This window comes from Mesorhizobium sp. LjRoot246, from assembly GCF_964254115.1.
Lineage (GTDB): Bacteria > Pseudomonadota > Alphaproteobacteria > Rhizobiales > Rhizobiaceae > Mesorhizobium.
The window spans coordinates 4660971-4687167 of record NZ_CAXUSN020000001.1; the positions used below are offsets into that span (position 1 = coordinate 4660971).

26 protein-coding genes are annotated in these 26197 nt (G+C 64.4%); 8 read left to right on the forward strand and 18 right to left on the reverse strand.

Annotated elements, in window-relative coordinates:
- The first annotated feature begins 75 nt into the window (after positions 1–75).
- Positions 76–1002: a LysR family transcriptional regulator gene (locus ACSQ3L_RS22870; RefSeq protein WP_436161969.1), complete on the forward strand. Its 927-nt coding sequence runs from the start codon at positions 76–78 to the stop codon at positions 1000–1002.
- Here the strand turns inward: ACSQ3L_RS22870 and ACSQ3L_RS22875 are convergent.
- Positions 999–1601 (reverse strand): hypothetical protein, encoded by a 603-nt coding sequence (locus ACSQ3L_RS22875; RefSeq protein WP_436161970.1) that lies wholly within the window; start codon positions 1599–1601, stop codon positions 999–1001. The genes ACSQ3L_RS22870 and ACSQ3L_RS22875 overlap by 4 nt on opposite strands.
- Before the next feature lie 124 nt (positions 1602–1725).
- Between ACSQ3L_RS22875 and ACSQ3L_RS22880 the strand changes: the two genes are divergently transcribed.
- A complete protein-coding gene (locus tag ACSQ3L_RS22880; protein ID WP_436161971.1) occupies positions 1726–1965 on the forward strand; it encodes a DUF2093 domain-containing protein in 240 nt (79 codons plus the stop codon).
- Positions 1966–2039: 74 nt separating this feature from the next.
- Here the strand turns inward: ACSQ3L_RS22880 and lpxK are convergent, their stop codons facing one another.
- The 6 genes from lpxK to ACSQ3L_RS22910 all read right to left on the reverse strand — a co-directional run bounded on the left by lpxK (position 2040) and on the right by ACSQ3L_RS22910 (position 7658).
- Entirely contained in the window at positions 2040–3065 is a 1026-nt protein-coding gene (gene lpxK / locus ACSQ3L_RS22885) for a tetraacyldisaccharide 4'-kinase (protein ID WP_436161972.1), read from the reverse strand.
- Position 3066: 1 nt separating this feature from the next.
- The gene (gene waaA / locus ACSQ3L_RS22890; RefSeq protein WP_436161973.1) at positions 3067–4383 is read right to left on the reverse strand and encodes a lipid IV(A) 3-deoxy-D-manno-octulosonic acid transferase; all 1317 of its coding nucleotides are present in this window, start codon (positions 4381–4383) and stop codon (positions 3067–3069) included.
- Positions 4380–5171 carry a lysophospholipid acyltransferase family protein gene (locus ACSQ3L_RS22895; protein WP_436161974.1) on the reverse strand — a complete coding sequence of 264 codons (792 nt, stop codon included), beginning with the start codon at positions 5169–5171 and terminating at the stop codon, positions 4380–4382. Before ACSQ3L_RS22895 ends, waaA begins: the two co-directional genes overlap by 4 nt.
- Before the next feature lie 5 nt (positions 5172–5176).
- The gene (locus ACSQ3L_RS22900; protein ID WP_436161975.1) at positions 5177–5422 is read right to left on the reverse strand and encodes a DUF4170 domain-containing protein; all 246 of its coding nucleotides are present in this window, start codon (positions 5420–5422) and stop codon (positions 5177–5179) included.
- A gap of 102 nt (positions 5423–5524) precedes the next feature.
- Positions 5525–6328: a 3'(2'),5'-bisphosphate nucleotidase CysQ gene (locus tag ACSQ3L_RS22905; protein WP_436161976.1), complete on the reverse strand. Its 804-nt coding sequence runs from the start codon at positions 6326–6328 to the stop codon at positions 5525–5527.
- Positions 6315–7658, reverse strand: coding sequence for a TldD/PmbA family protein (locus ACSQ3L_RS22910; protein ID WP_436161977.1), 1344 nt, complete (start codon positions 7656–7658; stop codon positions 6315–6317). The genes ACSQ3L_RS22905 and ACSQ3L_RS22910 overlap by 14 nt, the downstream gene beginning before the upstream one ends.
- A gap of 167 nt (positions 7659–7825) precedes the next feature.
- On the opposite strand from ACSQ3L_RS22910, the gene ACSQ3L_RS22915 reads away from it, so the two are divergent.
- A complete protein-coding gene (locus ACSQ3L_RS22915; RefSeq protein ID WP_352442459.1) occupies positions 7826–8242 on the forward strand; it encodes a VOC family protein in 417 nt (138 codons plus the stop codon).
- A 36-nt stretch (positions 8243–8278) separates the two neighbouring features.
- On the opposite strand, the gene epmA is transcribed toward ACSQ3L_RS22915, so the two are convergent.
- Positions 8279–9325, reverse strand: a complete 1047-nt coding sequence (gene epmA, locus ACSQ3L_RS22920; RefSeq protein WP_436161978.1) for an EF-P lysine aminoacylase EpmA — start codon at positions 9323–9325, stop codon at positions 8279–8281.
- Positions 9326–9439: 114 nt separating this feature from the next.
- Between epmA and efp the strand changes: the two genes are divergently transcribed.
- Positions 9440–10009 carry an elongation factor P gene (gene efp, locus ACSQ3L_RS22925; RefSeq protein WP_027038615.1) on the forward strand — a complete coding sequence of 190 codons (570 nt, stop codon included), beginning with the start codon at positions 9440–9442 and terminating at the stop codon, positions 10007–10009.
- Positions 10010–10094: 85 nt separating this feature from the next.
- Here the strand turns inward: efp and ACSQ3L_RS22930 are convergent.
- Positions 10095–11052, reverse strand: a protein-coding gene (locus ACSQ3L_RS22930; RefSeq protein ID WP_436161484.1) for an IS630 family transposase whose coding sequence is annotated in 2 segments (ribosomal slippage) — positions 10095–10700 and positions 10702–11052 — 957 coding nt in all. Because the reading frame shifts where the segments join, the coding sequence is not laid out codon by codon here.
- A gap of 291 nt (positions 11053–11343) precedes the next feature.
- Here ACSQ3L_RS22930 and ACSQ3L_RS22935 point away from each other — a divergent pair.
- Positions 11344–11886: a dihydrofolate reductase family protein gene (locus ACSQ3L_RS22935; protein ID WP_436161979.1), complete on the forward strand. Its 543-nt coding sequence runs from the start codon at positions 11344–11346 to the stop codon at positions 11884–11886.
- A 46-nt stretch (positions 11887–11932) separates the two neighbouring features.
- Here ACSQ3L_RS22935 and ACSQ3L_RS22940 read toward each other — a convergent pair whose 3' ends face one another.
- The 5 genes from ACSQ3L_RS22940 to ACSQ3L_RS22960 form a co-directional block, all read right to left on the reverse strand.
- Positions 11933–12802 (reverse strand): patatin-like phospholipase family protein, encoded by an 870-nt coding sequence (locus tag ACSQ3L_RS22940; protein WP_436161980.1) that lies wholly within the window; start codon positions 12800–12802, stop codon positions 11933–11935.
- Positions 12799–14169 (reverse strand): M16 family metallopeptidase, encoded by a 1371-nt coding sequence (locus ACSQ3L_RS22945; protein WP_436161981.1) that lies wholly within the window; start codon positions 14167–14169, stop codon positions 12799–12801. The genes ACSQ3L_RS22940 and ACSQ3L_RS22945 overlap by 4 nt, the downstream gene beginning before the upstream one ends.
- Before the next feature lie 149 nt (positions 14170–14318).
- The gene (locus tag ACSQ3L_RS22950) at positions 14319–15707 is read right to left on the reverse strand and encodes a M16 family metallopeptidase (protein ID WP_436161982.1); all 1389 of its coding nucleotides are present in this window, start codon (positions 15705–15707) and stop codon (positions 14319–14321) included.
- Positions 15708–16009: 302 nt separating this feature from the next.
- The gene (gene rsmD / locus ACSQ3L_RS22955; RefSeq protein WP_436161983.1) at positions 16010–16564 is read right to left on the reverse strand and encodes a 16S rRNA (guanine(966)-N(2))-methyltransferase RsmD; all 555 of its coding nucleotides are present in this window, start codon (positions 16562–16564) and stop codon (positions 16010–16012) included.
- Positions 16561–18654, reverse strand: a complete 2094-nt coding sequence (locus ACSQ3L_RS22960; protein WP_436161984.1) for a pseudouridine synthase — start codon at positions 18652–18654, stop codon at positions 16561–16563. Before ACSQ3L_RS22960 ends, rsmD begins: the two co-directional genes overlap by 4 nt.
- A gap of 235 nt (positions 18655–18889) precedes the next feature.
- On the opposite strand from ACSQ3L_RS22960, the gene ACSQ3L_RS22965 reads away from it, so the two are divergent.
- Positions 18890–19339: a nucleoside deaminase gene (locus ACSQ3L_RS22965; protein WP_436161985.1), complete on the forward strand. Its 450-nt coding sequence runs from the start codon at positions 18890–18892 to the stop codon at positions 19337–19339.
- A gap of 36 nt (positions 19340–19375) precedes the next feature.
- On the opposite strand, the gene ACSQ3L_RS22970 is transcribed toward ACSQ3L_RS22965, so the two are convergent.
- Both ACSQ3L_RS22970 and ileS read right to left on the reverse strand, forming a co-directional pair.
- On the reverse strand, positions 19376–20056 hold the full coding sequence (locus ACSQ3L_RS22970) for a hypothetical protein (RefSeq protein WP_436161986.1): 681 nt from the start codon (positions 20054–20056) through the stop codon (positions 19376–19378).
- Between the two features lie 201 nt (positions 20057–20257).
- Positions 20258–23215 (reverse strand): isoleucine--tRNA ligase, encoded by a 2958-nt coding sequence (gene ileS, locus ACSQ3L_RS22975; protein ID WP_436161987.1) that lies wholly within the window; start codon positions 23213–23215, stop codon positions 20258–20260.
- A 43-nt stretch (positions 23216–23258) separates the two neighbouring features.
- On the opposite strand from ileS, the gene ACSQ3L_RS22980 reads away from it, so the two are divergent.
- Positions 23259–23528: a hypothetical protein gene (locus ACSQ3L_RS22980; protein WP_436161988.1), complete on the forward strand. Its 270-nt coding sequence runs from the start codon at positions 23259–23261 to the stop codon at positions 23526–23528.
- Here ACSQ3L_RS22980 and ACSQ3L_RS22985 read toward each other — a convergent pair.
- Positions 23504–24313 (reverse strand): MipA/OmpV family protein, encoded by an 810-nt coding sequence (locus ACSQ3L_RS22985; protein ID WP_436161989.1) that lies wholly within the window; start codon positions 24311–24313, stop codon positions 23504–23506. The genes ACSQ3L_RS22980 and ACSQ3L_RS22985 overlap by 25 nt on opposite strands.
- A gap of 195 nt (positions 24314–24508) precedes the next feature.
- Between ACSQ3L_RS22985 and ACSQ3L_RS22990 the strand changes: the two genes are divergently transcribed.
- Entirely contained in the window at positions 24509–25063 is a 555-nt protein-coding gene (locus tag ACSQ3L_RS22990) for an HdeD family acid-resistance protein (protein ID WP_436161990.1), read from the forward strand.
- A 153-nt stretch (positions 25064–25216) separates the two neighbouring features.
- Here the strand turns inward: ACSQ3L_RS22990 and ACSQ3L_RS22995 are convergent, their stop codons facing one another.
- On the reverse strand, positions 25217–26197 hold the full coding sequence (locus ACSQ3L_RS22995) for a bifunctional riboflavin kinase/FAD synthetase (RefSeq protein WP_436161991.1): 981 nt from the start codon (positions 26195–26197) through the stop codon (positions 25217–25219).

The window sequence follows — 26197 nt, forward strand, 5'->3', positions numbered from 1 at the left end:
TCCTTGGTCCTGAAAGGCAGAAAACGCCATTTCAGGCCGGTTGACAAACGACCAAATCGAGGATCACCTGTGACTATGGATCACAGCTCGGACACAATGGTGCCGCTTGAAACCTTGCGTGCCTTCGATGCGGCGGCGCGAACAGGCAGCTTTTCGGCGGCCGCCGAAAAGCTCAACATCACCCACGGTGCCGTCAGCCGGCAGATTGCCAAGCTCGAAGACTGGCTGGGGTTGAAAGTTTTCGATCGCGGTGCGCGTGGCGTCTCGCTGACGATCGAAGGCAACCGGCTGCATCTGCGCACGGCGGAAGCTTTTGCGCTGATTTCCACCCATTCCGACCGCTGGGTCGAACCGCGCGGCACCGCCGTGGTGCGGCTGACCTCGATCCCCTCGGTCAGCGGGCTGTGGCTGATGCCGCGCATGGCGGCGCTGGAGAACAATCCCACCAAGCTACGCATCGTGCTCGACGTCGATATCCGCCAGGCCGACCTTGCCGATGAGGGCATCGATCTCTCGATCCGCTGCGGCCGCGGCGGCATTCCGGGCCGTATCTCGGTGCAGCTTTTCGAGGAACATGTCTTCCCCGTCGCCTCGCCGGAACTTGCTCGCGAGATCGGGCATGGCGACCCTGCCCGGCTGCTCAGATTTCCGCTGATCAACGATTCCGACGCGTCGGCCTGGCGCGCCTGGTTTGCCGCGCAAGGCATGGATTACCGCCCGCGCCCGCAGGACCGCCGCTTCGAGGACTACAATCTGGTGCTCGACGCCGCCGCCTATGGGCTCGGCATCGCTCTGGCACGACCGCCCCTGACCGGGCATCAATTGAAGTCGGGCCGCATCACCCCCGTCGATGAACGCACCGCGCTCAATCCGGTTTCCTACTGGCTCGACCGGCCGATGGGACGGCCGCGTACCGCCGCGGCGGACCTGGCGCGCCGTATCGCTGTGCAGGCAGGGCTGGCGCCGGAAAAGATGGAAGCCTTCATCGAGGCCGAGAGTTAGCGCAGCACTAGCAACACAAAACCGATGATCGCCGCAGCCAGAAACCCGGCCGCGAGCGACATCAGCCCGACGCTCATCTGCCTGTTTTCGTGCCGGGCCACGCCATTTGACGGGGAAGCCGCCTGCCCTCGTCCTGCAACCGCATCGCCGACGGTCGCGCTGCGCAGGGCCGGAGCCTCAGGTGAGAGAAATGCAAGCCATGGCAGTGCCGCGGATCCCGCGGCGGCTCCCTCATCGACCCTTGCCTGGGCTGGCGGCAGGCCACGTTGCGCAGTGTCTCCGTCCGCCGGTCTCCTTGCCGCAATCGCAGCCGGCGCGGCTTCGCCGGCTGTTTCGCCGTCCGGTTCCGCAAGCGCCAGATAGGCCTGCAACATTTCCACCGAGGCCGTATGCGGGACTCCCGCGGTCGTTGCCGGCGATATTAGCATAGGCAGTGCCGGTGTCGCTGCCGGGCGAACGGGGACGCCGGACTGCGCCGGCGGCGCTACCAGCGCCTTCACCAGTGCCGTTTTTACTGGATCAGCCTTTGCCGATGGTACGGCCTGCGGCGTCATCGCTTCCCTGAGCAAGGCGGCAAGGCGAGCGGAGGAAATGTCCATAGTGCCCCGACAACAGCGTTTTCTCCCCAACAATAGGGGTTCAGCATTGTCTCAGGCTTGTCGCAAGCTTGACCTCGCCGGGAATTTATGGCGATGAAATCCCCATGAACCTCGGCGTCCCCGCATGATGAACCGTTTCGAAGGCCCTGGCGGCAAGGAAGCCCGCATCCGCTATCTCGATGGCGACTTCCAGGTTACCAGCCCCGGCGCATTCGTGCGCTGCGCGGTGACAGGGGAAAGCATTCCGCTCGACGAGTTGAAATACTGGAGCGTCGCCAGGCAAGAGCCTTACGTCAGCGCCACCGCCTCGCTGCGCCGCGAAATCGAGATGCATCCGGAATTGCGTAAGCGCTCCACCTCTTGATTTAACGCAATTCCCAAGAGAAAGCGCTATGCGCTTTCCCGGGAAAACCGTTTCACACTTTTCCTGGAATTGCTTTAGCCCTTCAGCTTGCGCTGGCGCCAGGCATCGAGCGTCTCGTCGATGATGCGCCCGGGAACATTGTCGAGTTCAAAGACCGTGTCGATCTCCAGCACCTCAAGCCGGTCGAGAAAGTCCTGTGATGCGCCATGGCGCAGGCGGGCGGCGTCCTTGGCGGTGGTGATGAGGACGAGCCCTTCGGCGCGCGCGGTCGTCGCCAGTTCGGCGAGTTCGTCCTCGGCATAGAAATGATGGTCCGGAAACGGCCGCGTCAACGCCAGCTCGCCGCCGGCCTCGCGCACCGTGTCGAAGAATTTTTCGGGATGGCCGATACCGGCGAAGGCGAGGAACCGCTTGCCGGCAAGCCCTGCCTTACCGTTTGGCTCGGTGTGGGCCTCGAAGATCGGCCGGCCGGCGCGTGCCGCCTGGCGAACCACGGCGTCGGCGGCGGTTCCCTCACCCATCTTCAACAGCCCGCTGGTGAAGACCAGTTGATCAACGATCTTGGCCCTGAGCGGGCCTCCCGGAATGACCCGGCCATTGCCGATCCCATAGCGCGCATCGACGACGACCAGCGCATAGTCGATGTGAATGCGGGCGCTCTGAAACCCATCGTCCATGATCAGGAAATCGCAGCCATGCCGTTCCAGCAGCAGCCGGGCACCGGCGGCGCGGTGCGGCGTCACCGCCACCGGCGCGTGTTCGGCGAGCAGCAGTGGCTCGTCGCCGACATGCCGGGCGCTGTCGTGATCGATATCAACGACATGCGGCTCGGCGAAAGAGCCGCCATGGCCGCGCGACAGGAAGCCTGGCTTGAGATGCATACGCTTGGCCTGTTCGGCGAGCGCGATCGCCACCGGTGTCTTGCCGGTGCCGCCGACCGTGAAATTGCCGATGCACAGAACCGGCGCCTCGATCTTCTCACGCTTGGCCCGCCGCATACCGCGGCCGGCGGCGAGCGCATAGATGGCCGAAAGGGGTGACAGTGCCAGGACCCGCCAATCCGGCTCTTCCCACCAGAATGGTGGTGCTTCGGAGGCCACGTTAGCGCCCGTTCGCGCCCTTCAGGCGCGACTTGACGACCAGCGGCTGGATGTAGGGCTCAAGCGATTTCAGCGTGCGCGCCAGCGCACCGCGCATCTCGTCGACGGTCGCGACGCCGGCCGCCATCATCTCGTGGCGCGCCACTTCGTTGGTCAGGAGGAAATTGACGGCGCCGGCCAGCATGTCGCGATCGCGCACCAGCTTGGCGCCGCCGCTGTCGAGCAGACGCTGGTAGGCCTCGCGAAAATTCTGCACATTGCGCCCGGCGAGAACCGCCGTGTCGAGCATGGCCGGCTCCAGCGGGTTCTGGCCACCCTCGGAGGTCAGCGAGCGGCCGACGAAGGCGATTTCGGTCAGCCTGAGATAGAGCCCCATCTCGCCGATCGTATCACCAAGCAAGATGTCGGTGTCGGCCGTGATCCTGTCGCCCTTGCTGCGCCGCGCGACATTCAGGCCCATGCCGGAAATCTGCGCCGCAAGTGCCTCTGCACGATCGGGATGGCGCGGAACGACGATCGTCAGCAGGCCGTGGTGACGCCTGTGCAACGTCGCGTGAACTTCCGCGGCGACGACTTCCTCGCCATCATGGGTCGAGATCGCAGCCCAGGTGGGACGCGCGCCGATCTGCCGCCGCAGCGTCGCCAGCGCCCGTTCGTCGACGGGCGGCGGCAAGGTGTCGACCTTGAGGTTGCCCGACACGGTGACCGGCCGCGCGCCGAGCGCGAGAAACCGCTCGCCATCGACATCCGATTGCGCCACGACATGAGCCAGATTCTCGAACAACGCCTCGGCGATGTTGGCCCGTTTCTTCCACGATCTGAACGAGCGGTCGGACAGCCTGCCATTGACCAGCACCTGCGGCACGCGGCGCGCGCCAAGCTCGAGGATGGTCATCGGCCAGATCTCGGATTCGGCGATGATCGCCAGATCCGGCTGCCAGTGATCGAGGAACCGGCTGACCGCCGGCTTGAGGTCGAGCGGTACATACTGGTGGATGATCCGATCACCGAGCCGCTCGTCGGCGACCTGCGCCGAGGTGACCGTGCCGGTCGTCAGCACGATGTTGACACCATAGTCGAGGATGCTTTCGACCAGCGGCACCACGGCTATGGTCTCTCCGACGCTCGCCGCATGGATCCAGATCATTGGCCCGTCGGGGCGCGGGCGGCCAGCGACGCCATAGCGCTCGCGGCGGCGGTAGCGGTCTTCCTTGCCGCGCGAGGTGCGCCAGGCCACATAGGGTCCGACCAGCGGATAGGCGACCGCACCCGCGAAACGATATGCCGACAGCATCGCTCGCGCCCAGCGGCCGCTCATCGCGGAGCATCCACGAGACGGTAGGCCTCATCGGTCGCTGCATTGAGCGCGACTGTCACTTCCTGGCGCTTGCGCTCCATTTCGGCATCGTCGGCGCCAGCGGCCACGAAGATCGGCGGGCCGATGACGATCGACGAGCGGCCGAACGGCAGGTTGATGGTTGTCTTGTCCCAGCTCTTCTCCAACACCTTGCGGCGACTGGTGGTGATGGCGACGGGCACGAGCGGCCGGCCCGAGAGGCGCGCCAGGAGAACGATGCCAAGTCCTGCGTCTCGCGGCGTACCATGCGGAATATCTGCGATCATGGCGACGTTCTTGCCGACCGCGAGCGACTTTTTCAGGGCGATAAGCGCTTTTGCCCCACCCTTGTCGAGATGCCTGGCATTTTCCCGCCCGCCCGAACCACGCACTGCCTCGATGCCGAATTTTTCCAGCATCAAGGCGTTGAGCTCGGCATCGGCGCTGCGTGAGACCATGGCGACCAGCGGCTTGCGCTTGGGGTAGTAGGCTGGCGTCAGCAGATGCTGGCCATGCCACAGGACGATGATGCCGGGTTCGAACTCGGTATAGGCCCCGCCCGAAAACCGCGCCGATCCCTCGACGACGCGATTGGTAAGGCGCACGAAACGGACGAACTGGGCGAACAGGCTGGCGATCGCGTTCTTGACGAATCGCGACTGCGCCAGCGGCTGGCGAATCTTGCGCCAGAAAGCCTTGGTCGTGCGGCTGCGTCGCCTGCCGGCAGGCGCGGCATCGCTTGCTGGCCCTTTCGCCAGGTCATGCTCCATCGAAGTCAACCGGCAGCCTTGTTGTCGGGGTCCAGCAGCCGGTGCAGATGAACGACGAAATAACGCATGTGGGCATTGTCCACGCTGGCTTGCGCCTTGGCTTTCCACGCCGTGTGCGCGGATTGATAGTCCGGATAGATGCCGACGATGTCGAGCCCATCGAGATCGCGGAATTCGCTGCCGCCAAGCTTCTTCAGTTCACCGCCGAACACCAGATGCAAAAGCTGTTTCTTTCCGTCTTCCGCGACCATGTCGGTCCTTCACATATCGTGAGTTTGTGACAGGTCTAGACCAAAGCCGCCGACTTTGGAACCTTCGAGCGAGATGAATTCATCTCGCGCTGGAAAACGCTTTCACGCGTCCAGCCCGGCAATGACTCCGGTGAGCACAGCCAGCAATTCACCACTACCGGCGGCAAGTGCGCCGTGGCGGGTCACCTCGCCGGCATAGAGCGGGGCGCGGCCATGCCTGTCGAGCAGCTGGCCCCCGGCCTCGCGCAGGATGAGATCGGCCGCGGCAATGTCCCAGTCATGTGCGTTCGGCTTGACGAAAGTGCCATCCAGCGCGCCATTGGCGATCATGGCCAACCGATAGGCGAGCGATGGGCTGTAGGGCGCACGCTTCAGCCGCGCCTGCCATTCGGCCGGGATCAGGTCGGTCAACTGCTTCAATCCGGAAATCTCGGCCGTGTCCGCCAGCTTGCGCACCGCAATGCGCCTGCCGTTGCGGAAAGCGCCTTGCCCGGGCAGCGCCCAATAGGTCTCGTCCATCGCAGGGCATTCCAGCACGCCGGCCAGCGTGCGCCCGCGCTCGACGACCGCAACGCTGACGCACCAGGTGCGCTGGCCTTCCAGGAAACCGCGCGTCCCGTCGATCGGGTCGACGACGAAGGTGCGGCGGGCAGAAAGCCGCGCCGGATCGTCGACGGTTTCTTCCGACAGCCAGCCATAATCCGGCCGCGCCGCCAGCAGCGTTTCGCGCAGATAGGCGTCGGCGGCATGGTCGGCCTCGCTCACCGGCGAGGTTCCGCCCTTCATCCAGACTTGTGGGCTGTTGCCGAAGTAGCGCATGGCGATGACCCCCGCCTCGCGGGCGGCATCGCGCAGCAGCGGCAAATCTTCGGTGGCCCCGGCTATGGTCAGGTCATGCTCCGGCAAGGGTCATGCCTTCGATCAGGAGCGTCGGGGCCGCGGTGCCGAAATTGCGGTCGAGATCGCTGGCCGGCACCATGTTAAGGAACATGGTCTTCAGGTTCGAAGCAATGGTGACCTCCGCCACCGGATAGGCAAGCTCGCCATTCTCGATCCAGAAGCCGGAGGCGCCACGGCTGTATTCGCCGGTGACCATGTCGACGCCCTGGCCGAATACCTCGGTGACGTAGAAGCCGATCTTGAGCGATTTGATCAGCTCTTCCGGCGATCGCTCGCCCGGCTCGATGGCTAGATTGGTCGAGGATGGCGAAACCGAGGAGCCGCTGCGCGCGCCGCGACCATTGGTGACGAGGCCAAGCTCGCGCGCGGCCGAGGTCGACAGGAACCAGTGGTTGAGCACGCCCTTCTCGACCATCAACAGCTTTTCACCCTCGACGCCTTCGCCGTCGAACGGACGCGAGGCCTGGCCACGCCGCCTGAGCGGCTCATCGGTGACGGTGATGGCGGACGCGGCCACCTGCTTGCCCATCATGTCGCGCAGGAACGAGGTTTTGCGTGCGACCGAGGCGCCGTTGATGGCGCCGGCAAGATGGCCGGCGATGCCGCGCGCGACGCGTGGGTCGAACACCACATCGACCGGTCCGGTCGCCGCCTTGCGCGCGCCAATGCGGCGCACCGCGCGTTCGCCGGCCTTGCGGCCGATGTCTTCTGGCGCATCGAGATCGGCAAAATGCTGGCGCGAGGAGAATTCATAGTCGCGCTCCATGCCGGTACCCTCGCCGGCGATGACGCTGGCCGAGCGCGAGAAACGCGAGCCGACATAGTGGCCGAGGAAGCCGTGCGAGGTGGCCAACACCAGGCCGCCCAGGCCGGCACCGGCACTGGCGCCGGCCGAATTGGTCACGCCCTTGACGGCAAGGGCGGCTGCTTCCGCCGCAAGGGCTGCTTCCTTCAACTGATCGGCCGAGACTTCGGTGGCGTCGAACAGATCGAGATCGCGCGTCTGTTTGGCGAGCAATGCCGGATCGGCAAGGCCTTGATAGGGATCCTGCGGCGACACTTTCGCCATCGCAACGGCGCGCTCGGCCAGCACCTTCGGATCCGAGGCAGCCGTCGCCGAGACACTTGCCACCCGACCGCCGACGAAGACGCGCAGCGCGACATCCTCGCTCTCGGACGATTCGGTGCCCTCGACCTTGCCAAGCCGCACCGACACGCCGGTAGAGCGGCCGCGCACGGCCACCGCGTCGGCGGCATCGGCGCCGGCCTTTTTGGCAGCCTCGACCAGAGCCGCGACGCGGTCGGTCAATTTTGCTGCGTCTGATATATCGGTCATGCCTGAAATCCTGCTGGTGCGGCCGGCGTCTGGCCGCTGCCCACCCATCTATTGTTCCGGTCCGGCTTGTGCAATGGCATAGGCTTCAATCAAAATGCAGGGTTGACGGTTCAAAACCGCCAACCCTGTGACGCAAAATCAGTCCGCAGCCTGCACGGAGCATCTCGATGACACCCTTCCATCTCGCCTTCCCGGTCCGTGATCTCGATGAAACCCGCGTTTTCTATGGCGAGGTGCTGGGCTGCGCCATTGGCCGTTCGTCGGCGACCTGGGTGGACTTCGATCTGTACGGCCACCAGATGTCGGCGCATCTGCGGCCGCAGGCCGCACAGGCTCCCAGTGACGGCAAGGTCGACGGCATCACGGTACCGATCCCGCATTTCGGCGCGGTGCTCCTGATGGACGACTGGCAACGCCTGGCGACGCGGCTGGAGGCGCGCGACGACATCGACTGGCTGGAACGGCCGATGGTCCGCTTCAAGGGCGAGCCCGGCGAACAGGCAACGCTGTTCATCCGCGACCCTTCGGGCAATGCCTTGGAATTCAAGGGTTTTCGCTCGCTGGAGCAGGTTTTCGCGCATTGAGCAGGCCGGGACCGGCGGCAAGCCTCGAACTCCAGGTCAGGACGCAGCAACAGGCGTCCAGATCACATCCTCGATCTTTTGCGCGCCTGTCGCCAGCATCGCCAGCCGGTCGAAGCCGAGCGCGATGCCGCTGGCCGGTGGCATGATGGCGAGGGCAGCGAGGAAATCCTCGTCCAGCGGATAGCGCTCGCCATAGATGCGCTCTTTCTCGTCCATCTCGGTCATAAAGCGCCGGCGCTGCTCCCCGGCGTCGGTCAGTTCGCCAAAACCGTTGGCGAGCTCGACGCCGCAGCAATAGAGTTCGAAGCGCTCCGCGACGCGCGGGTCGCGTGGGCTCGGCCGCGCCAGTGCCGCCTCGGCCACCGGATATTCGCACAGGATGGTTGCTCGTCCCTGCCCGAGGAAGGGCTCGATTTTTTCCACCATCACCCGGCTGAACAGATCCGCCCAGCTGTCGTCGGGCGCGGTACGCAGGCCGGCCTTGGTCAAGACGGCGTAAAGCGCGTCGCGGTTGGTGCTGCCGTCGGCGGCGACCGTGGCCAGCAGATCGATGCCGGAATAGTGGGTGAAGGCATCCGCCACGCTCAACCGTTCCGGCTCGGCAAACGGATCGCAGTCGCGGCCACGAAAAGAGAAAAGAGTCGCCCCTGCCCTTGTCGCGGCCAGTGCCAGCAAGGCCGCGCAATCCAGCATCAGGCTCTCATAGGCTTCGCCGACCCGGTACCATTCGAGCATGGTGAATTCGGGATGGTGCAAGGGGCCGCGCTCGCGATTGCGGTAGACCGGACCGAAGCTGAAAATCTTGACTTCGCCTGCTGCGAGCAGCTTCTTGCAGGCGAATTCCGGCGAGGTGTGGAGATAGAGCGACGCCCTTGCGCCGTCCGGCCCGATCGCTTCCGTGGCGAAAGCCGCCAGATGCGCCTCGTTGCCGGGCGAGACCTGCAGGGCGGCCGTTTCCACCTCGACGAAATCATGGACAGCGAACCAGTCGCGCAGGCTGGCGGCGATGCCGTTGCGCAGCATCAGCCGCGGGCGGCGGTCGGCGTGAACGTCAGGCGTCCACCAGGGCGAAGCTACGGTCATGGGGCTCAGATCATGGTGGAAGGGGGCTGGCGGCGGCGGCCAAGATGCGGTAGGCCCCCTTCCAGCGCCGCACAAGCCGGCAAACGCCAGTCAACTCTTGCAGGATTTAAAACCGTGGTGAAAGTCATCGCCAGTTCGCTCCGCAAAGGCAATGTCGTCGACAAGGACGGCAAGCTTTATGTGATCCTCTTTGCCGAAAACATCCACCCCGGCAAGGGCACGCCGGTGACGCAGCTCGACATGCGCCGCATCGGCGACGGGGTGAAGGTTTCGGAGCGCTACCGCACCACCGAGCAGGTGGAGCGCGCCTATGTGGAGGAGCGCGAGCACACCTTCCTCTATCGCGACGGCGAAGGCTTTCATTTCATGAACCCGGAAAGCTACGACCAGGTCGCGGTGTCGGAAGCCGTGGTCGGCGACATGGCGCCTTACCTGCTGGAAGGCATGGCCGTGCAGGTGTCGCAGTTCAACGGTATCGCCATTTCCCTGGTGCTGCCGCAGCGCGCCACCTTCGAAGTGGTGGAAACCGAGCCGACGACCAAGGGCCAGACCGCCTCGTCGTCCTACAAGCCCGCTGTGCTATCCAACGGCGTGCGTACGCTGGTCCCCCCGCACATCGCGCCGGGCACCCGCGTGGTGGTGATGACGGCCGATGGGGCGTATGTGGAGCGGGCTAAGGACTGAGGGGGAACGCCGGGATCACGAGCTTCCCGGCCATCTCCGCATTTTCACCCGGCTCGCGATTCTCTCGCCCTAGAGCGTCGGGCGATTAACATGCAACATAGCTGGCCTCTTTGAGAAAGTTCCAACATTCGGTTGGGCTGAACTGATCACAGATATTGCCGATGGCGCGCCAGAGATCGTCATAGTTTCGCGCTTTGGCTTTGCGCAGCAGTGTCTTGAGCTTGGCGAAGGCCATCTCGATGGGATTGAGGTCTGGGGAGTATCTGGGCAGGAACAGGAACCACGCGCCGCGCTCGGCCAGGGCCTGTGCGGCGCGCGGACTTTTGTGAACGTTGAGATTGTCGAGGATGACGATGTCGCCACGGCTCAGGCTTGGTGCAAGCTGGGTCTCGACATAGGCATCGAAAGCCGCGCCGTCCATGGCTCCTTCGATGATCCAGGGCGACACGAGTTCATGGCAGCGCAATCCGGCGATGAAGGTCTGGGTTTGCCATTTGCCGAAAGGCGCGTCGGCCCGCAGCCTTTCGCCGCGAGGGGCGCGGCCACGCAACGGCGTCATGTTGGTCTTGACGCTGGTTTCGTCGATGAAGACCAGCCGCGCCGGTTGACATCGCATCAGCGGCTGGCGGCGCTCGCGCCAGTCACGCCTGGCTTGCTTCACGTCGGGGCGTTCTTGCTCCGACGCCAGCAGCGCTTTTTTTATAGGTAAGCCCTTCCCGGCACAGAAACTTCGACAGGTTCGAAGGGTCCACCTTCACCCCGTGCTCAGCCTCGAGCCAGGCGCCAAGGTCCGGCATCGTGATGTCCGGTTTGGCATGCACCTTATCCAAAATGACCTGCCGCAACGGCCCCAGCTTGCCAGAGCCGGCCGGGCGGCCCTGCCGCGCCGGCGCCAGTGAACCGGTCGCAGCATACCGCGCTTGCACCCGCACCGCCGTTGACGGAGCCACCTCAAATTGAGCCGCCACCGCTCGCCGCGACTTACCAGCTGCAATGCCCCGCACCATCCGAAGTCGCAAATCAGCCGAAGTTATTTTTCCCATGAAGCACCTCCGTGCCCAAGGGAATCACAGTTCCACCAAAAAGGGAATCACATCGATTCACCCAATTCGCCCGACGCTCTAGCCGGACCGCATTCTCTTCACATTCCCATTCGTGATTCTTCCCTCGGCACCGGGTGCTGAGGGCGATGTCGATTGCTCGGTCATTTTACCTTGTTCCCCCACCCTGTTTGATAGCGCGCCTCTCTTTCTCCAACGCGCCGCGATATTTTTCACGAAGCGTGTCGCAAACGCCCTGCCCAATCCGTCCTTTGGCGGAAGAAGGAGAGCGCCATGCGAAAACTTATCGTCACCGAATTCATCAGCGTCGATGGCATTGCCGAGGTCGAGAAGCTGCCCAGTGTGACCTGGAACGATGAGATGAACAGGTTCAAGGAAGACGAGCTTGCCGACAGCGGCGCCATGCTGTTGGGGCGCAAGACTTATGAAATCTTTGCCGGCTCCTGGCCCACGGAAACCGGAGATTTTGCCGACCGGTTCAACGCGCTGCCGAAATATGTCGCCTCGACCAGTCTGAAGGCGCTCGACTGGAAGCCGGCCGAATTGCTGAAGGGGCCGCTGCCGGAAACGGTCAAGACCCTGAAGCAAGGCGGTGGCGGCAATATCTATGTGCATGGCAGCCTCAGCATCGCACAGGAATTGCTGCGCCACGGCCTAGTCGATCGCGTCAGGCTGCTCAGCTATCCCGGCGCCGTCGGCCAGGGCAAGCCGCTGTTCCCAGTCGGCGAGCCGGTGTCGCTCGACCTGATTTCCGCCAGGCCTTTCAGCAATGGCGTCGTCGCCCTGGAATATGCACCGGTGACGGCGAAATCGTGAACCGTTAGGACCTCGTTCCTTCTAGACGGATCGGGAAGGATTCACCTCAGCCGACCTGCTTGCCCCGCCTCCCCTTGATGGCGGCGCTATTCTTCGCCTCCAACACCTTCTCCACCTGCCGCTTCAGCTCGTCCTTGATGTCAGCCGTCTCGTTCATCAAAGCGTCGATCTTCAGGAAATCGAGGACGCGGTATCTTGAGACCGCCGGGCGGACCAGGATGTCGGGGCGGCATTGCTTCAGCTTGTTGGCGATGATCGACTGCATCATCAATTGGGTGGCGCCGAACATCAGGTCGACGGAGGTCGGCTGTTTGCGGTCGGCCTCTTCCGGCGCGCCGACGACGTCGACGCCGATGATGATGTCGGCGTCGTTCTCGATCAGGTCGAACGGCACGGGGTTGTAGATGCCGCCGTCAATCAGCAGCCTGCCGTCGCGCGTCACCGGGCGGAACACGGCCGGTATCGCCGCCGAGGCCGCCAGCGCGGAATGCAGGTCGCCGTCGACGAAGACTGCGAGCTTGTGGCCGAAATAGTCGGTCGCGGTCACCTTCAGCGGGATTTTCAGCTCGGTAAAGGTCTCTGGAATGGCCTCGGGCAAAAAAGCCTTCAGGATGCGCTCGACGTTGAACTGGCTGACGCGGATGCCGCCCTGCATGGCCTCGGCGATCGTGCCCGGCCGCGCCCGCCACATGCGGCTTGCCACTTCGGCGCGGCGGCCGAGGATCGAGCGGGCATAGTCGTGGATGTCCTTGCCGGTCATGCCTGATGCCATGCCGGCGCCCATGATGGCGCCGATCGACGAGCCGGCAATCGCCACCGGCTTTATTCCCAGCTCGTCCAGCGCCTCGATGACATGGATATGCGCCAGCCCGCGCGCACCGCCGCCGCCAAAGGCGATGCCGAAGGTCGGGCTCATCCCTTGCCGGCTCCGGCCAGTTTCGGGCCGATGACCATGATGGTCGGCTCGGTGGTCAGCAGCTTCTTCGCCGCCGCCTTGACCTGGTCGAGCGTCACCGCGTTGATGTAGCCGGCGCGGCGCTGCATGTAGTCGATGCCGAGATCGTCGAGCTGCAGTTCGACCAGTGTCGAGGCGATGGCGCTTGAGGAATCCAGATTGTTGATGGCATAGGCGCCGATCATGTATTTCTTGGTTGCCGCCAGCTCGGCTTCGGTCGGGCCTTGCTCGGCCAACTGCTTGATCACGTCGCGAACGATGCCCAGCGTCTCGGCCGCACGGTCGGACCGGGTGCCGGTGCTGACGATCAGCGCATTGGCGTGGTCCTGGTTGATCAGCGAAGAGTTGACGCTGTAGGCCAGCCCGCGCTTTTCGCGCACCTCCTGGAACAGGCGCGAGGTGAAGGTGCCGCCGCCGAGAATCTCGTTCATCAGCACGGCGGGAAAGAAATCCGCCGCCTTGCGCTTCACGCCGGGATAGGCGAGCTGCAGCGAGGTCTGCGGAAGGTCGTAGTCGACCTCGATATGCTGCGCCAGTTTCGGGTCGATATCGGCCACTGGGGCGAGCGCCTGGTTTTGCGGCAGGTCGCCGAACACCATATCGAGCTTCTTCTTCAGCGTCTCCGCGTCGATGGCACCGACGACGGCGACATGCAGGCCGCCGCGCGCGAAAACCGCCCTGTGCAAGGTTTTTAGATCGTCCGGCGTGATGGTGGCAATGCTCCGCCTGGTGCCCTGGTCGGAGCGGGAATAGGGATGATCGCCATAGAGGGCGCGCGCCCATTTGTTCTGCGCGACCGTGTCCGGATCGTTCTCGCCGGAGATGATGCCGGACAGGATCTGGGCGCGGATGCGGTCGATCGGCAGTTGGTCGAAGCGCGGTTCGTTGACCGCCAGCCGCAACAGGTCGAACGCCTGGTCACGCTGCTCGGCCAGCATGCGCATCGAGCCGTAAATGCCGTCGCGGCTTTCGTCGAAACTCATTTCGGCGCCGGCATCGTCGAGCTTTATCTGGAAGTCTTCACTGTCGAGCGGGCCGGCGCCTTCGTCGAACAGGCCGGTCATCAAATTGGCCAACCCTTCCTTGCCGACCGGATCCTGCGTCGAGCCGCCGCCGAAGACGAAGCGGATGGCGACGACAGGCACGGAATAGTCCTCGACCAGCCAAGCGGTGATGCCTTTTGGCGAGGTGACGGACTGGATGTCCATGGCGCGCGCCGTGAGTGCCGGCAGGATCAGGAAGAGGATGGAGAGGAAGAGGGTGATGAGTGCACGCCATGCGGCAATCGTCGGCAGCGGCCAATCGCGGAAGCCGGCGCTCCCCCTCACCCAGCCTCCGCTTCGCTCGGCTGACCTCTCCCCGACGGGGAGAGGAGCTTGCTGGCGCTGGCGCCAGCCTCTTCTCCCCAGCGGGGAGAAGGTGGCCGCGAAGCGGCCGGATGAGGGGGCGGCCTCGCTCATGGGGATCGAATTCATCATCAATTCCCCGCCTGTTGCTGCGGCAAGAGATAGCCGGTGGTCGACCGGGCGAGCACCAGATAGCGCGCGGCGATGGCCTTGACCTCGCCTGATGTGACCTTACGGATGCGGTCCGTCCATTGCTGGACATCCTGCACATTGCCACCGGTGGCCAGCGTCGAGCCGTAGATGTTGGCCATGGAATCCTGCTTGTCGCGGGCAAAGGTCATCGACCTGACATAGCGGTCCTTGGCCTTTTCCAGCTCCGATGGCGTAACACCATCCCGGACGATGCGCGCCACTTCCGCATCGACAGCCGCCTCGACGTCGGAAATCTTGGCATCGCCGCGCGGCGCGCCGTAGACGGTGAAATTGGTGTCGTCGAGCATGGTGCCTTGGAAATAGGCGCCGGCATTGGAGGCAATGCCTTGCTGGACGACGAGTGCCTGATAAAGCCGGCTGCGATTGCCGCCGCCGAGGATCTCCGCCAAGAGATCGAGCGCTTCCGCCTCTCCCGGCTTGCCCGTATGATAGGACGGCACCACCCATTGGGTGGAAAAGCTCGGCACGCTGACGCGGGCGTCGGAGAGCGTGACCGTGCGCTTGGTGTTCTGTTCCGGCTCGACCGGACGGATGCGAGGCGGCAGATCGGGGCCACGCGCCACCTTGCCATAGGTCTTTTCGGCCAGCGCCCGCACCGTGTCCGGCTCGACGTCGCCGGCGACGATCAGCACCGCGTTGTTGGGCCGATAATATTTGTCATAGAAGGCGGTCGCGTCGGTCCGGTTCAGTTGCTGCATCTCTTGCATCCAGCCGATGACCGGAATGCGATAGGGCTGGTTCTGCCAAAGCGTCGCATCCACCTCCTCGTCCAGAACCGCCTCTGGATTGTTGTCGATGCGCGAGCGGCGCTCCTCGAGGATGACGTCGCGCTCGGTCTTGATGACGTCGTCGGTGAGGATGAGGTTGCGCATGCGGTCGGCCTCGAAGCTCATCATCAGTTCGAGCGCGGACGGCGCCACCGTCTCGTGGAAGGCGGTGTAATCGTAGGAGGTGAAGGCGTTGTTGGAGCCGCCAATGTCGGCAATGGCGCGGTCGAACTCGCCCGCCGCATGGTGGGCCGTCGCCTTGAACATCAGATGCTCGAAGAAATGCGCGATGCCGGATTTGCCGGGCGGCTCGTCGGCGCTGCCGATCTTGTACCACACCATGTGGGTGACGATCGGCGCGCGATGGTCGGGAATGACGACCACCTCCATGCCGTTGTCGAGCAGGAAGTCCGTCACCTTGAACTCGGCCGGAACCGAGTTGGGCAAGACCGGGCTGTCGGCCAGCACCGGACCGGTTGTCGCAAAAGCCAAAGAGGTCGCCAACAGCGTTCCCCGCAGCCATTCAATCCTGGATGTCATCAACGGCTCCGGTTCTGTCGGTAGACGATAGGCAAGGTGCTGGCGACAAGCAAAGTGAATTGTTGGTCATTTTAGAGGCGGCGCTCGGTTTCCTCGCCCCCGTGAAGCGGGGGAGAGGTGGCTCGGCGAAGCCGAGACGGAGAGGGGCCTGCGCCGACGAGCCGAGGAAAAGCTGGCCTGACCGTTTCGAAAGCCGTCGAAGGCTACAGTTTCGCACAACCGTCCCCCTCTCCGGCCGCTTCGCGGCCACCTCTCCCCCAATGAAGGATTGGGGGCGAGGAACCGCCAATCGCGCAGGCGTATCAGGCGGCCTCGATGAAGCGGATGACGGTCTCGCCGTAGTTGCGCTCGTCCAGCACGGAAAAGCCGGGGCCTGGCTCGAAGGAAGCCACCGCGGCCTCCTCGACCACGCACAGTGCGCCGTGGCGAAGCCAGCCGCCGGCTTTCGCCGACTGCAAAGCGCGCTCGCCGAGGCCCTTGCCATAGGGCGGGTCGGCGAAGACGAGGCCGAACGGCGCCAGCGTGCCGGCATCGCCAAGGCCGGTGGCATCGCGGCGAAAGATCTTGGTGCGCCCCGTCAGGCCGAAGGCCTCGACATTGTCGCGGATGAGCCCACGGCCTTCGGCCGATTCCTCGATGAAGACGCCGTAGGACGCACCGCGCGACAGGGCTTCGAGCCCTAGCGCGCCGGTGCCGGCGAACAGGTCGAGCACACGCGCGCCGTCCAATTGCTCGGCAAAGCGATGCGCCAGCACGTTGAAGACGGCCTCGCGGGTGCGATCGGTCGTCGGACGGATGGCGCTACTGCGCGGCGTCGCCAAGGGACGCCCGCGAAACTCACCGCCGACGATTCTCATCTCGCTTTGGGGCCTCGGGGGCCACTGCGCGGTCGGTCACCGCCACCAGCACCGCCTGGGCGCTCGCCACGCGGCTTGCCGAAGGGTTTTGCACCGGCGGGTTTGCCGTATGACGGCTTGAACGACGCCTTGCGTGCCTTGGCTTCCGCTGCCTTGGCGGCGTCGGCCTCTGCCCTACCCTTGCCGATCGGCCGCGCGCCCGGCGCCATCCAGACATTGGCCTTGCGCTGGCCGGGCGGCTCGATCGGCCGCTGCTCACGCTCGGATTTCTTGCCGCCACCCCGAGGCTTGTCGCCAAAGCCGCCGCGAGGTTTGTCGCCAAAATTGCCACGGGGTTTGTCGCCAAAGCTGCGTTCGGGACGCGGGCCGCGTTCGCCAAAGCTCTTCTCTGCGCTTCTGTCGGGGCTTGTCGACAGTTTGCCCAGCGCTTCGTCGCGGCTGCCTTCGCGGCGCTTGCGGTTCTTGATCAACCCGCCCTCGCCGATCGGACGGCGTTCGCCGTCACGGGTGAATTTCGGCCGTTCCGGCTCCGGCTCGCGAACTTCAGTACGCCGCACCGGCTTGTTGGAAAACGGTTTGGTGACCTCGGCGTCGAAATTGGCGCCGGATTCCTCGACCAGGCGCTCGCCCAATTGGTCGCGCAACACCCTGCCCTTGATCTCCAGCACATGGCCCTCGGCAAGGTCGTCGAGCTGGAACGGGCCGTAGGAGATGCGGATCAGCCGCGTCACGTCGAGGCCGAGCGAACCGAGGATGTTCCTGACTTCGCGGTTCTTGCCCTCGCGCAGGCCGATCGTCAGCCAGGCATTGGTGCCTTGCTCGCGGTCGAGCGTCGCTTCGATGGCGCCGTAAAACACGCCGTCGACGGCAATGCCTTCGCGCAGGCCGGCAAGCGCGCTCTCCTCGACCTTGCCGTGGACACGCACGCGGTAGCGGCGCAGCCAGCCGGTGGCCGGCAGTTCGAGCACGCGCGACAGGCCGCCATCATTGGTAAGCAGCAGCAGGCCTTCGGTGTTGATGTCGAGCCGCCCGATGGTCATCAGCCGCGGCAATTCGGCCGGCAGCACGTCGAAGACGGTCTTGCGGCCCTCGGGATCGCGGTTGGTGGTGACGACGCCGGCCGGCTTGTGGAACAGGAACAGCCGGGTGCGCTCGATCGGCGGGATTTCCATGCCGTCGAGATGGATGATGTCATCAGGCATGACGTTGAAGGCAGGCGAGGTCAGGGCGCGGCCATTGACCTTGACGCGGCCGGCGGCGATCAGCTCCTCGGCATCGCGGCGCGAAGCCAGGCCGGCGCGGGCAAGCCGCTTGGCGATGCGTTCGCCAGCCTCTTCCGCGCCCTCGGCGGGACGCGGGCGTGGCTTGAACCTGCCGCCCGATGCGCCTTGCGGTCGATCATTGAAATCACGCTTGGGGCGATCGCCGAAATCACGCTTGGGGCGATCAGCGAAGTCACGCTTCGGGCGATCAGCGTCGCGCGGCGCGCGGTCGCTAAAATCACGCTTGGGACGGTCGAAGCGCCTTTCGCCACCCTCTGCCGCAGCAGCCGGGCGGTCGCCGCGCGGGGCGTAAGGCTTGCGTGGCCCTTCGCGCTTTTCATAGGGCTTGCGTTCGCCTTCGGCGGCCATTGGACGGTCGCCGCGCGGTGCGTAGGGCTTGCGCGGCCCCTCACGCTTTTCATAGGGCTTGCGTTCGCCCTCGGCGGCCATTGGACGGTCGCCGCGCGGCGCATAAGGCTTGCGCGGCCCCTCACGCTTTTCATAGGGCTTGCGTTCGCCCTCGGCGGCCATTGGACGGTCGCCGCGCGGCGCATAAGGCTTGCGCGGCCCCTCGCGCTTCTCAAAGGGCTTGCCTTCGGGGCGCGGGCCTTTGCTGAATGGCTTGTCGCCGCCCTTGAAGTCGCGCTTCGGTCGCTCGCCCTCAGCCGCCATCGGGCGGTCGCCACGCGGTGCGTAAGGCTTCTTGGCGCCGAAGGACGGCTTGCCTCCCTTGCCGGCGGCGCCATCACGGCTGCGCGGTCCCGCGGCTTTCGGGCCACTCCTGGCCGGCCCCTTCTTGGGTCGGAATTTCTTGTCTTTGTCGTCCATGTGGCCTTTGTCCGTTTGCGCTGCTACAGCGTGGCGCATCCTTTCGGGCGCGCAACGAACGCTGTAGCACTTTGATTTGGCGCATGATCATTTCCGAAAACCGAGTCCGATTTTCGGGTTGATGCGCTCAATAACAGGATCGCCCGAGTTTGTCAGGGAAAAGTGGAGACCGGTTTTTCCGCGAAGACAAACGAAAACCAAAAGCCGGCGAGGAGATAATCGGAATGGAAACCGCGTGAAGCGACCGGATTTCATGGCGATGGCACTGAAAGAGGCCGAAGCGGCAGCTTTGCGCGGCGAAGTGCCGGTCGGCGCCGTCATCGCCAACGGCGATGGCGTTGTCGCCAGCGCCGGCAACCGCACACGCGAACTTGCCGACCCGACGGCGCATGCTGAGATGCTGGTTATCCGCGAAGCCTGCCGCAAACTGTCCGCCGAGCGGCTGACCGGGCATGATCTCTATGTGACGCTGGAACCTTGCGCCATGTGCGCCGGCGCCATTTCCTTCGCCCGGCTGCGCCGGCTCTATTTCGGCGCCGCCGACGACAAGGGCGGCGCGGTGGTCAATGGCGTGCGCTTCTTCGCCTCGCCAACCTGCCACCACACGCCCGACATCTATCCGGGCATGGGCGAGACCGAAGCGGCCCTGCTGCTCAAGGATTTTTTTCGGGAACGGCGCGGCTGAGCCAGGTGCAACGCCCGCAAGGGCAATTTGGCATTCTTACAGAGACGGCATCCAGTCGAACCAGCCGCTGCCCTTCTTGCCTTCCGCCTCTTTCTTGAGGCGGCGTTCCTTCTTGTACTCGTCCTCGCCAAGTTCATTCTGCGGCGCCGTGCCGGCCGCGACACGATACTGCACCGGCGGTTCGCTCAGATATTTGCGGGTGTTCGGGTCACCCTGCTTGCTGTCGACAAGCCGGCGCTGGATCTCGGCGGCGCGGCCCTTGTCGGAATCCGCGGGCGTCCACGCCGGCGGGTGGCTCGAGCCTGAATCCGCCATTGCCTTCTTCACCGAGGCCGGGTCGGTCTGCACGTCGTCGACGATCTCCGACTGGTAGGCCGGGTCGTTCTGATGGGCGGTGGCGTCGGCGCGCAGGCGGGCGCGGCGCTGCTCGGGCGATTCGGGCCATTCGGCGCTCGCCGTCTCGATGCTGTCCTGCGGCGCCGGCAGCGCTTCCTTCTGGCCTGGCGCCGGCTTCACCAAAGTCGGGCGCGGCTTGTAGTCGATCTGTTCCTTGCGCTTCGGCGCGAATGAAAAGGCGCCCGAAATATCGCCGGCCAGCTGTTCGCTGGCGGTCTTGTCGGTGCCGTAGGTCGGAGAGCCCATGCAGCCGGACAAAGCGAGGCCCGATGCGACAAGCGGCGCCAGCAGCGCCAGGCGCGCATTAACTCTCTCGGTCATGCCAAAAAGTCCCACTGTAGACAGCCTCTCGATTGCCGCCGGCCTTATGGCCGGTCCCCATCGTCCAAGCACTTGCGACGGAAATCCGGCGACAATTTGTCTTCCGGAGTTTCGCGTGTTTACCTCAACCACTCGTTAAGGGCAACGCGCGGGCGGTTTTCGACCGCCCGGCGTGGCATTTGTGCACCGATAGCCGGCCTGTCAAAGCCGGCCAAGCGCCTTCAATTCGTGCAGCACCGCCGCATCCCTAGCCGAAACATCCGGGAATTCCGGATCCTGGCCGACATCGGCAGCGTAGCGCCAGGAGCGTGCGCATTTCACCAGGCCGCGATCCTCGGCCTTCTCGACCACCACGGCGACACCCCTGACATCGTCAAGCGTGAAGGCACCGGCCGGTGCTTCGCCATGGGCGATGACCAGATCGCTGGTGATCGCCATCTCGGCCATGTCGACATCCGATATCGCCGCTTCGAGCGTCGCATCGTTGATGGTGACGACCGGCACCGCTTCCAGCGACGAACCGATCACCTTCTGGGCACGCGCGATCTCCAGGGCGCCGGTGACGACGCGTCGCACCTGCCGCACCTTGCGCCACTTTTCCGCCAGCGCCTCGTTTTTCCAGTCCGCCGGGATTTGCGGGAACTGGTCGAGATGTAGCGAGACGGCGTCCGGATGACGGTCGAGCCAGGCCTCTTCCATGGTGAAGGGCAGCATCGGCGCCAGCCATTTCACCAGGCAGTCGAAGAGATGGCGCACCACCTGCACCGAAGCCTTGCGTTTCACGCTCGACGGGGCGTCGCAGTAGAGCGCGTCCTTGCGGATGTCGAAATAGAAGGCCGACAGCTCGACCACCATGAAATCGAGCAGCATGCGGGTGATGCGCTTGAACTCGAAGGCGTCGTAGCCAGAGCGCACGACTTCATCGAGCTCGGCAAGCCGGTGCAGCATCAGCCGCTCCAGCTCCGGCATCTTCTCCAGCGGCACCTCCTCGCCATCGTCATGGGCGAGCGTGCCCAGCATCCAGCGGATGGTGTTGCGCAGCTTGCGGTAGGCGTCGATGTTGGTCTGCAGCACGTTGTTGCCGAGCCGCTGATCCTCCCAATAGTCGGTCGTCACCACCCAAAGCCGCAGGATGTCGGCGCCCGACTGCTTGATGACGTCCTGCGGCACAACGGTGTTGCCGAGCGACTTCGACATCTTGCGGCCATCCTCGTCCATGGTGAAGCCATGAGTGACGACGGTATCGTAAGGCGCCCTGCCCCTGGTGCCGCAGCTTTCCAGCAGCGAGGAGTGGAACCAGCCGCGATGCTGGTCGGAGCCTTCGAGATAGACGTCGGCCGGCCATTTCAAGTCAGGACGATCCTCCAGCGTGAAGGCGTGCGTCGAGCCCGAATCGAACCAGACGTCGAGGATGTCCATCACTTGCTTCCATTTGGACGCATCGTGATTGCCGAGGAACCGCTCCTTGGCGCCGGCCGCGAACCAGGCGTCGGCGCCCTCCTGCTCGAAGGCGTCCATGATGCGCTGGTTGACCGCCTCGTCCTTCAGAACATTGCCGTCGGCATCGGCGAAGACGGCAATCGGCACGCCCCAGGCGCGCTGGCGCGACAGCACCCAGTCCGGGCGCTCCTCGATCATGGCACGGATGCGGTTCTGGCCGGCTGCCGGCACGAAACGGGTGTCGTCGATCGCCTTCAGCGCCCGGCTGCGCAGCGTCGAACCGTCGCCGAGGTCCTTGTCCATATAGACGAACCATTGCGGCGTGTTGCGGAAGATGATCGGCTTCTTCGACCGCCAGGAATGCGGATAGCTATGCTTCAGCCGGCCCCGCGCGAACAGCGCGTTGCGCTTGATCAGCTCGTCGATGACGGCCTGGTTAGCGTTGCCCTTCTTACCGTTATCGTCGATGACGCGTGCCGGCCCACCCTCGCGGTCCGGGCCAAAACCCGGCGCGTCCTTGGTGAAGAAGCCGCCATCGTCGACGGTGAACGGGATGGCGGGATCAATGCCGCGCAGATCCACCGCCGCATCCATCCAGGCGTCAAAGTCCTCTCGGCCATGGCCGGGCGCGGTGTGGACGAAGCCGGTGCCGGCATCGTCGGTGACATGGTCGCCGGCGAGCATCGGAACGGCAAATTCGTAGCCGCCGCCAAAGCCCTTGAGCGGATGCGAAAGCGTAAGGCTTCCAAGCTCTTGCGCCGAAACGCTGCGAAGTCGATTCAAGGTGACCTTGGCCTTGGCCGAGGCGTCTTCGGCCAGGGCGTCGGCGAAGATCAGCTTTTCGCCCGGCTGCGGGCCGAATGCGTTCTCAGCCGCCGTGACCTCGTAGAGGCCGTAGTTGATGCGCGGCGAATAGTTGACCGCGCGGTTGCCGGGGATGGTCCATGGCGTCGTCGTCCAGATGACGACATGGGCCTGCAGCAGATCGAGCGCTCCTTCCGTCAGTTTGGTCTCACCGTCATCGACAGGGCGAACCAGGCTGACGACCGGGAACTTCGCCCAGATCGTGTCGGACTCGTAATCCTGGTACTCGACCTCGGCCTCGGCCAGCGCCGTACGCTCGACCACGCTCCACATCACCGGCTTGGAGCCGCGATAGAGCTGGCCCGACATGGCGAACTTCAACAGCTCGCCGGCGATCCGCGCCTCGGCATGGAAAGCCATCGTCATATAGGGGTTCTTGAAGTCGCCGATGACGCCGAGCCGCTGGAACTCCGAGCCCTGCACCGTGATCCAACCCGCGGCGAACTCACGGCATTCCTTGCGGAATTCGTTGACCGGCACCTCGTCCTTGTTCTTGCCCTTGGCGCGGTACTGCTCCTCGATCTTCCATTCGATCGGCAGGCCATGGCAGTCCCAGCCCGGCACATAGTTCGAGTCATAGCCGCGCATCTGGAACGAGCGGGTGATGACGTCCTTGAGGATCTTGTTCAGCGCATGGCCGATATGGATGTTGCCGTTGGCGTAGGGCGGACCGTCATGCAGCACGTATTTCGTGCGGCCGGCCGCGCTCTCGCGCAGCTTGCGGTAGAGGTCCATGTCCTGCCAGCGCTTGACCAGCAGCGGCTCCTTCTCGGGCAAGCCGGCGCGCATCGGGAAATCCGTCTGCGGCAGGTAAAGCGTCTTGGAATAATCGATCGTTTCAGCGGTTTCGGTCATTGGTCTGCCATGTGCATTGCCCGGCGGCAAAGGAGCTCGGGCGTTGAACTATACTTTTTGCGCATGTCGTTTTCCCAAAACCGGGGCCACTTTTGGGCGACATGCCTGTGATTTGGAAAAAGCGCGAGAGGCCGCGCGCAAGATTCCCGGCGGCTCCAGCGGCGCTCAGGCCGCCCGGAACACCGGGCTCGTAATTCGTATAGTCAGCGCGCAATGGCGCGAAAAGCTCGTCATGGCAGGGCTTTTAGCGGAGAAAGCCGCAGGAATAAAGCGTCTCGTTCGATTCACCTACATCGTGAAATCGAAGCGATAGCTGGTCGACACGCCGATCATGAACTGATTGCGGTCGCCGCGTTCCTTGACCAGGCTGGAATCGGCAGCCGGTCCCATCAGGCGCGAATACTCGCCGAACAGGCTGGCGGTCATCGGCTCGGTCACCTTCCAGGTTATGGCGCCGCCGAGGCCGGTCGATTTCAGCCCGCCGCCGGGATGATATTCGCTCAGGCCCGAGGCCACCGCTTCCTGCGCGTCGACGCCATAATAGGCGTCGAAATAGTTGCCCGAGGCGAACGAGACACGCGGTCCACCCGAAATCCGCACGGTGGGCGTCACGTCGTAGAAGGCGTCGGCGGCGATGTCGGCGACAAAGCCGTTGTGAGCACGAATGCCGTGGCGCAGTTCGGCGCGGGCGCGCAGCCAATCCGTCGGATAGAATTCGAAGAAGCCGCCAACTTCGCCGCCCCAGCGCACCGGGTCGAGGCCCTTCAGCTCGTCGGCATTGTCATCGTCACGGGAAAACAGGAACTTGCCAGTCACGCCGGCGCGGACGCCGCCATCGTCGATCAGCGCCAGCGAGATGTTGTCGTTGCGTGAGGTGAAGCGGGCCGCCGGCCCGGCCTTGCCCAGCGAGATGATCGGCGAGGCGCTGAGCAGGTACTTCTTGCCGCCCTCGAAGTCAGGCGCGACCATCCCGGTGGCGCCAACGGTGAGATACCAGTCGCCGGAAAGCCAGCTGCCCTCGCCCGCATTGGCAGCGCCCGCCCCACCCAGCACCGCAGCAGCCAACACCAGAGAGATTCTTCCGACCGGACGACTCATGGCCACTCCACTAACACAACGCACACGGTTACCGACGACAGCTTTGACGGCCGTTTGGTAAAATTTGATTTAACCCCGAGACATCCGCTCGCGCTTTGCTGCGTTCCGGCTTTCGGTCATCGGCTGGACGTTGGTCGGCGCCGGGACTAACTTCCATCCGGCAGTATCCCGCGGCCCTTGATGGAGACGGCGACAATGACCCTGCATGGCGACGCTTTGAAAATCGCGCTCGAACAGACACGGACAAAATGGGGGTGGTTTGTCGCGCTCGGCGTGCTGCTGCTCATCTTCGGCGGCATTGCCTTCGCCAATCTGTTCATCGCCACGGTGGCTTCGGTCTATGTCGTGGGATGGCTGATGCTGATGGCCGGTATCATCGAGATCGTGCATGCGTTCGGCGTCAAGACCTGGAGCCGCTTCTTTTACTGGCTGCTGAGTGGGCTCCTCTACGCCGTCGCCGGCTTCTTCGCTTTCGACAATCCGCTGCTCGCTTCAGCGGTGCTGACGTTCCTGCTGGCAATCGCGTTGGTCGCGTCAGGGGTGCTCAGGGCCTGGGTCGGCTACAGCCATCGGCCGGAACGCGGCTGGGGCTGGATCGTCGCGGCCGGTGTCATCAGCACGCTTGCAGGTCTGATCATCGCCATGGGCTGGCCGGTCAACAGCCTATGGGTGCTAGGTCTGTTCCTGGCGATCGACCTGATCTTCCAGGGTTGGACCTTCATCGCCGTCGGCCTGGCGCTGAAAAAGTAGGATCATGCCTAAGGTCTGTTGAGATTCAGGTCAGGCCGAGCCGAAAAGGGTGGATTCCGAGAACCGGAGCGGAGCGTACGTTTGGGTACGTGAGCACCGGAAGCGCAGGAAGCTACCGTTTGCAGGCCGGCATCACCTGAATATCGACAGACCTTAGAACGCCATGGCCGCGTCGAGCTCGGAGAGCGGCTTGACGCCGGCAAGCAGCGCGCGTGCCTCGGCTTCATCGCGCTTCATCTGCGCGACCAGTGCATCGAGCCCTTCGAACTTCACCTCCGGGCGCAGGAAACCGAAGAAGGAAACCTGGCAGACCTCGCCATAGAGGTCGCCGGAGAAATCAAAGACGAAAGTCTCCAGAAGCGGCGCACCATTGTCGTCGACCGTCGGGCGACGGCCGAAGCTGGCGACACCGTCGTGAAGCGTGCCGTCGGCGCGACGAAAGCGGACGGCATAGATGCCCTCTTTCAACGCAGCTTCGGCTGAAAGCCTCATATTCGCGGTTGGAAAGCCAAGCGTGCGGCCGAGCTGCTGTCCGCCGACCACCTCGCTTTCGACGGTGAAGCGATAGCCGAGCAGCCCGGCGGCCTCGGCCACCTCGCCCTCGCCCAGCAATTCGCGGATGCGGCTGGACGACACCACCTCGGCGCCCTCGTCACGGAAAGCGTCGACAAGCGTGACGCCGAAGCCGTGACGCTCGCCAGCAGCCATCAGGTAGGCCGGGCCGCCTTGGCGATCCTTGCCGAAGTGGAAATCGAACCCGGTCACGGCATGGGTGATGCCAAGGTTCGTTTCCAGCACATCGGTCACGAACGCTTCCGCCGACAGCGAGGCGAAGTCGCGCGTGAACGGCTGTTCTACCAGCGCGGCAAAGCCCAGCAGCGACAGGAGCCGCGCCTTCATCGGCGGCGGCGTCAGCACGAACAACGGGATATCGGGCCTGAATATCTTGCGCGGATGCGGTTCGAATGTCAGCACCAGGGCCGGTACTCCGCGCCGTCCGGCCTCGGCCAGTGCCCGCTCGAGCACCGCCTGATGGCCGCGATGGACACCATCGAAATTGCCGATCGCCACCACGCCGCCGCGCAGATCGGCGGGCAGCGGAGCGGTTGCCAGGATGTGCTGGAAGGTCGCCAT

Bases quoted from the DNA above. Each gene is read 5' to 3' on its own strand.
- rsmD (WP_436161983.1), bottom strand. From the start codon at position 16,564: ATGAGAATCGTCGGCGGTGAGTTTCGCGGGCGTCCCTTGGCGACGCCG.
- ACSQ3L_RS22940 (WP_436161980.1), bottom strand. From the start codon at position 12,802: ATGAGCCCGACCTTCGGCATCGCCTTTGGCGGCGGCGGTGCGCGCGGG.
- ACSQ3L_RS22915 (WP_352442459.1), top strand. From the start codon at position 7,826: ATGACACCCTTCCATCTCGCCTTCCCGGTCCGTGATCTCGATGAAACC.
- ACSQ3L_RS22870 (WP_436161969.1), top strand. From the start codon at position 76: ATGGATCACAGCTCGGACACAATGGTGCCGCTTGAAACCTTGCGTGCC.
- ACSQ3L_RS22995 (WP_436161991.1), bottom strand. From the start codon at position 26,197: ATGGCGACCTTCCAGCACATCCTGGCAACCGCTCCGCTGCCCGCCGAT.
- epmA (WP_436161978.1), bottom strand. From the start codon at position 9,325: ATGACCGTAGCTTCGCCCTGGTGGACGCCTGACGTTCACGCCGACCGC.
- ACSQ3L_RS22895 (WP_436161974.1), bottom strand. From the start codon at position 5,171: ATGGAGCATGACCTGGCGAAAGGGCCAGCAAGCGATGCCGCGCCTGCC.
- ACSQ3L_RS22910 (WP_436161977.1), bottom strand. From the start codon at position 7,658: ATGACCGATATATCAGACGCAGCAAAATTGACCGACCGCGTCGCGGCT.
- ACSQ3L_RS22960 (WP_436161984.1), bottom strand. From the start codon at position 18,654: ATGGACGACAAAGACAAGAAATTCCGACCCAAGAAGGGGCCGGCCAGG.
- ACSQ3L_RS22880 (WP_436161971.1), top strand. From the start codon at position 1,726: ATGATGAACCGTTTCGAAGGCCCTGGCGGCAAGGAAGCCCGCATCCGC.
- ACSQ3L_RS22970 (WP_436161986.1), bottom strand. From the start codon at position 20,056: ATGACCGAGAGAGTTAATGCGCGCCTGGCGCTGCTGGCGCCGCTTGTC.
- ACSQ3L_RS22985 (WP_436161989.1), bottom strand. From the start codon at position 24,313: ATGAGTCGTCCGGTCGGAAGAATCTCTCTGGTGTTGGCTGCTGCGGTG.
- ACSQ3L_RS22950 (WP_436161982.1), bottom strand. From the start codon at position 15,707: ATGACATCCAGGATTGAATGGCTGCGGGGAACGCTGTTGGCGACCTCT.
- ACSQ3L_RS22935 (WP_436161979.1), top strand. From the start codon at position 11,344: ATGCGAAAACTTATCGTCACCGAATTCATCAGCGTCGATGGCATTGCC.
- waaA (WP_436161973.1), bottom strand. From the start codon at position 4,383: ATGAGCGGCCGCTGGGCGCGAGCGATGCTGTCGGCATATCGTTTCGCG.
- ileS (WP_436161987.1), bottom strand. From the start codon at position 23,215: ATGACCGAAACCGCTGAAACGATCGATTATTCCAAGACGCTTTACCTG.
- ACSQ3L_RS22875 (WP_436161970.1), bottom strand. From the start codon at position 1,601: ATGGACATTTCCTCCGCTCGCCTTGCCGCCTTGCTCAGGGAAGCGATG.
- ACSQ3L_RS22990 (WP_436161990.1), top strand. From the start codon at position 24,509: ATGACCCTGCATGGCGACGCTTTGAAAATCGCGCTCGAACAGACACGG.
- ACSQ3L_RS22900 (WP_436161975.1), bottom strand. From the start codon at position 5,422: ATGGTCGCGGAAGACGGAAAGAAACAGCTTTTGCATCTGGTGTTCGGC.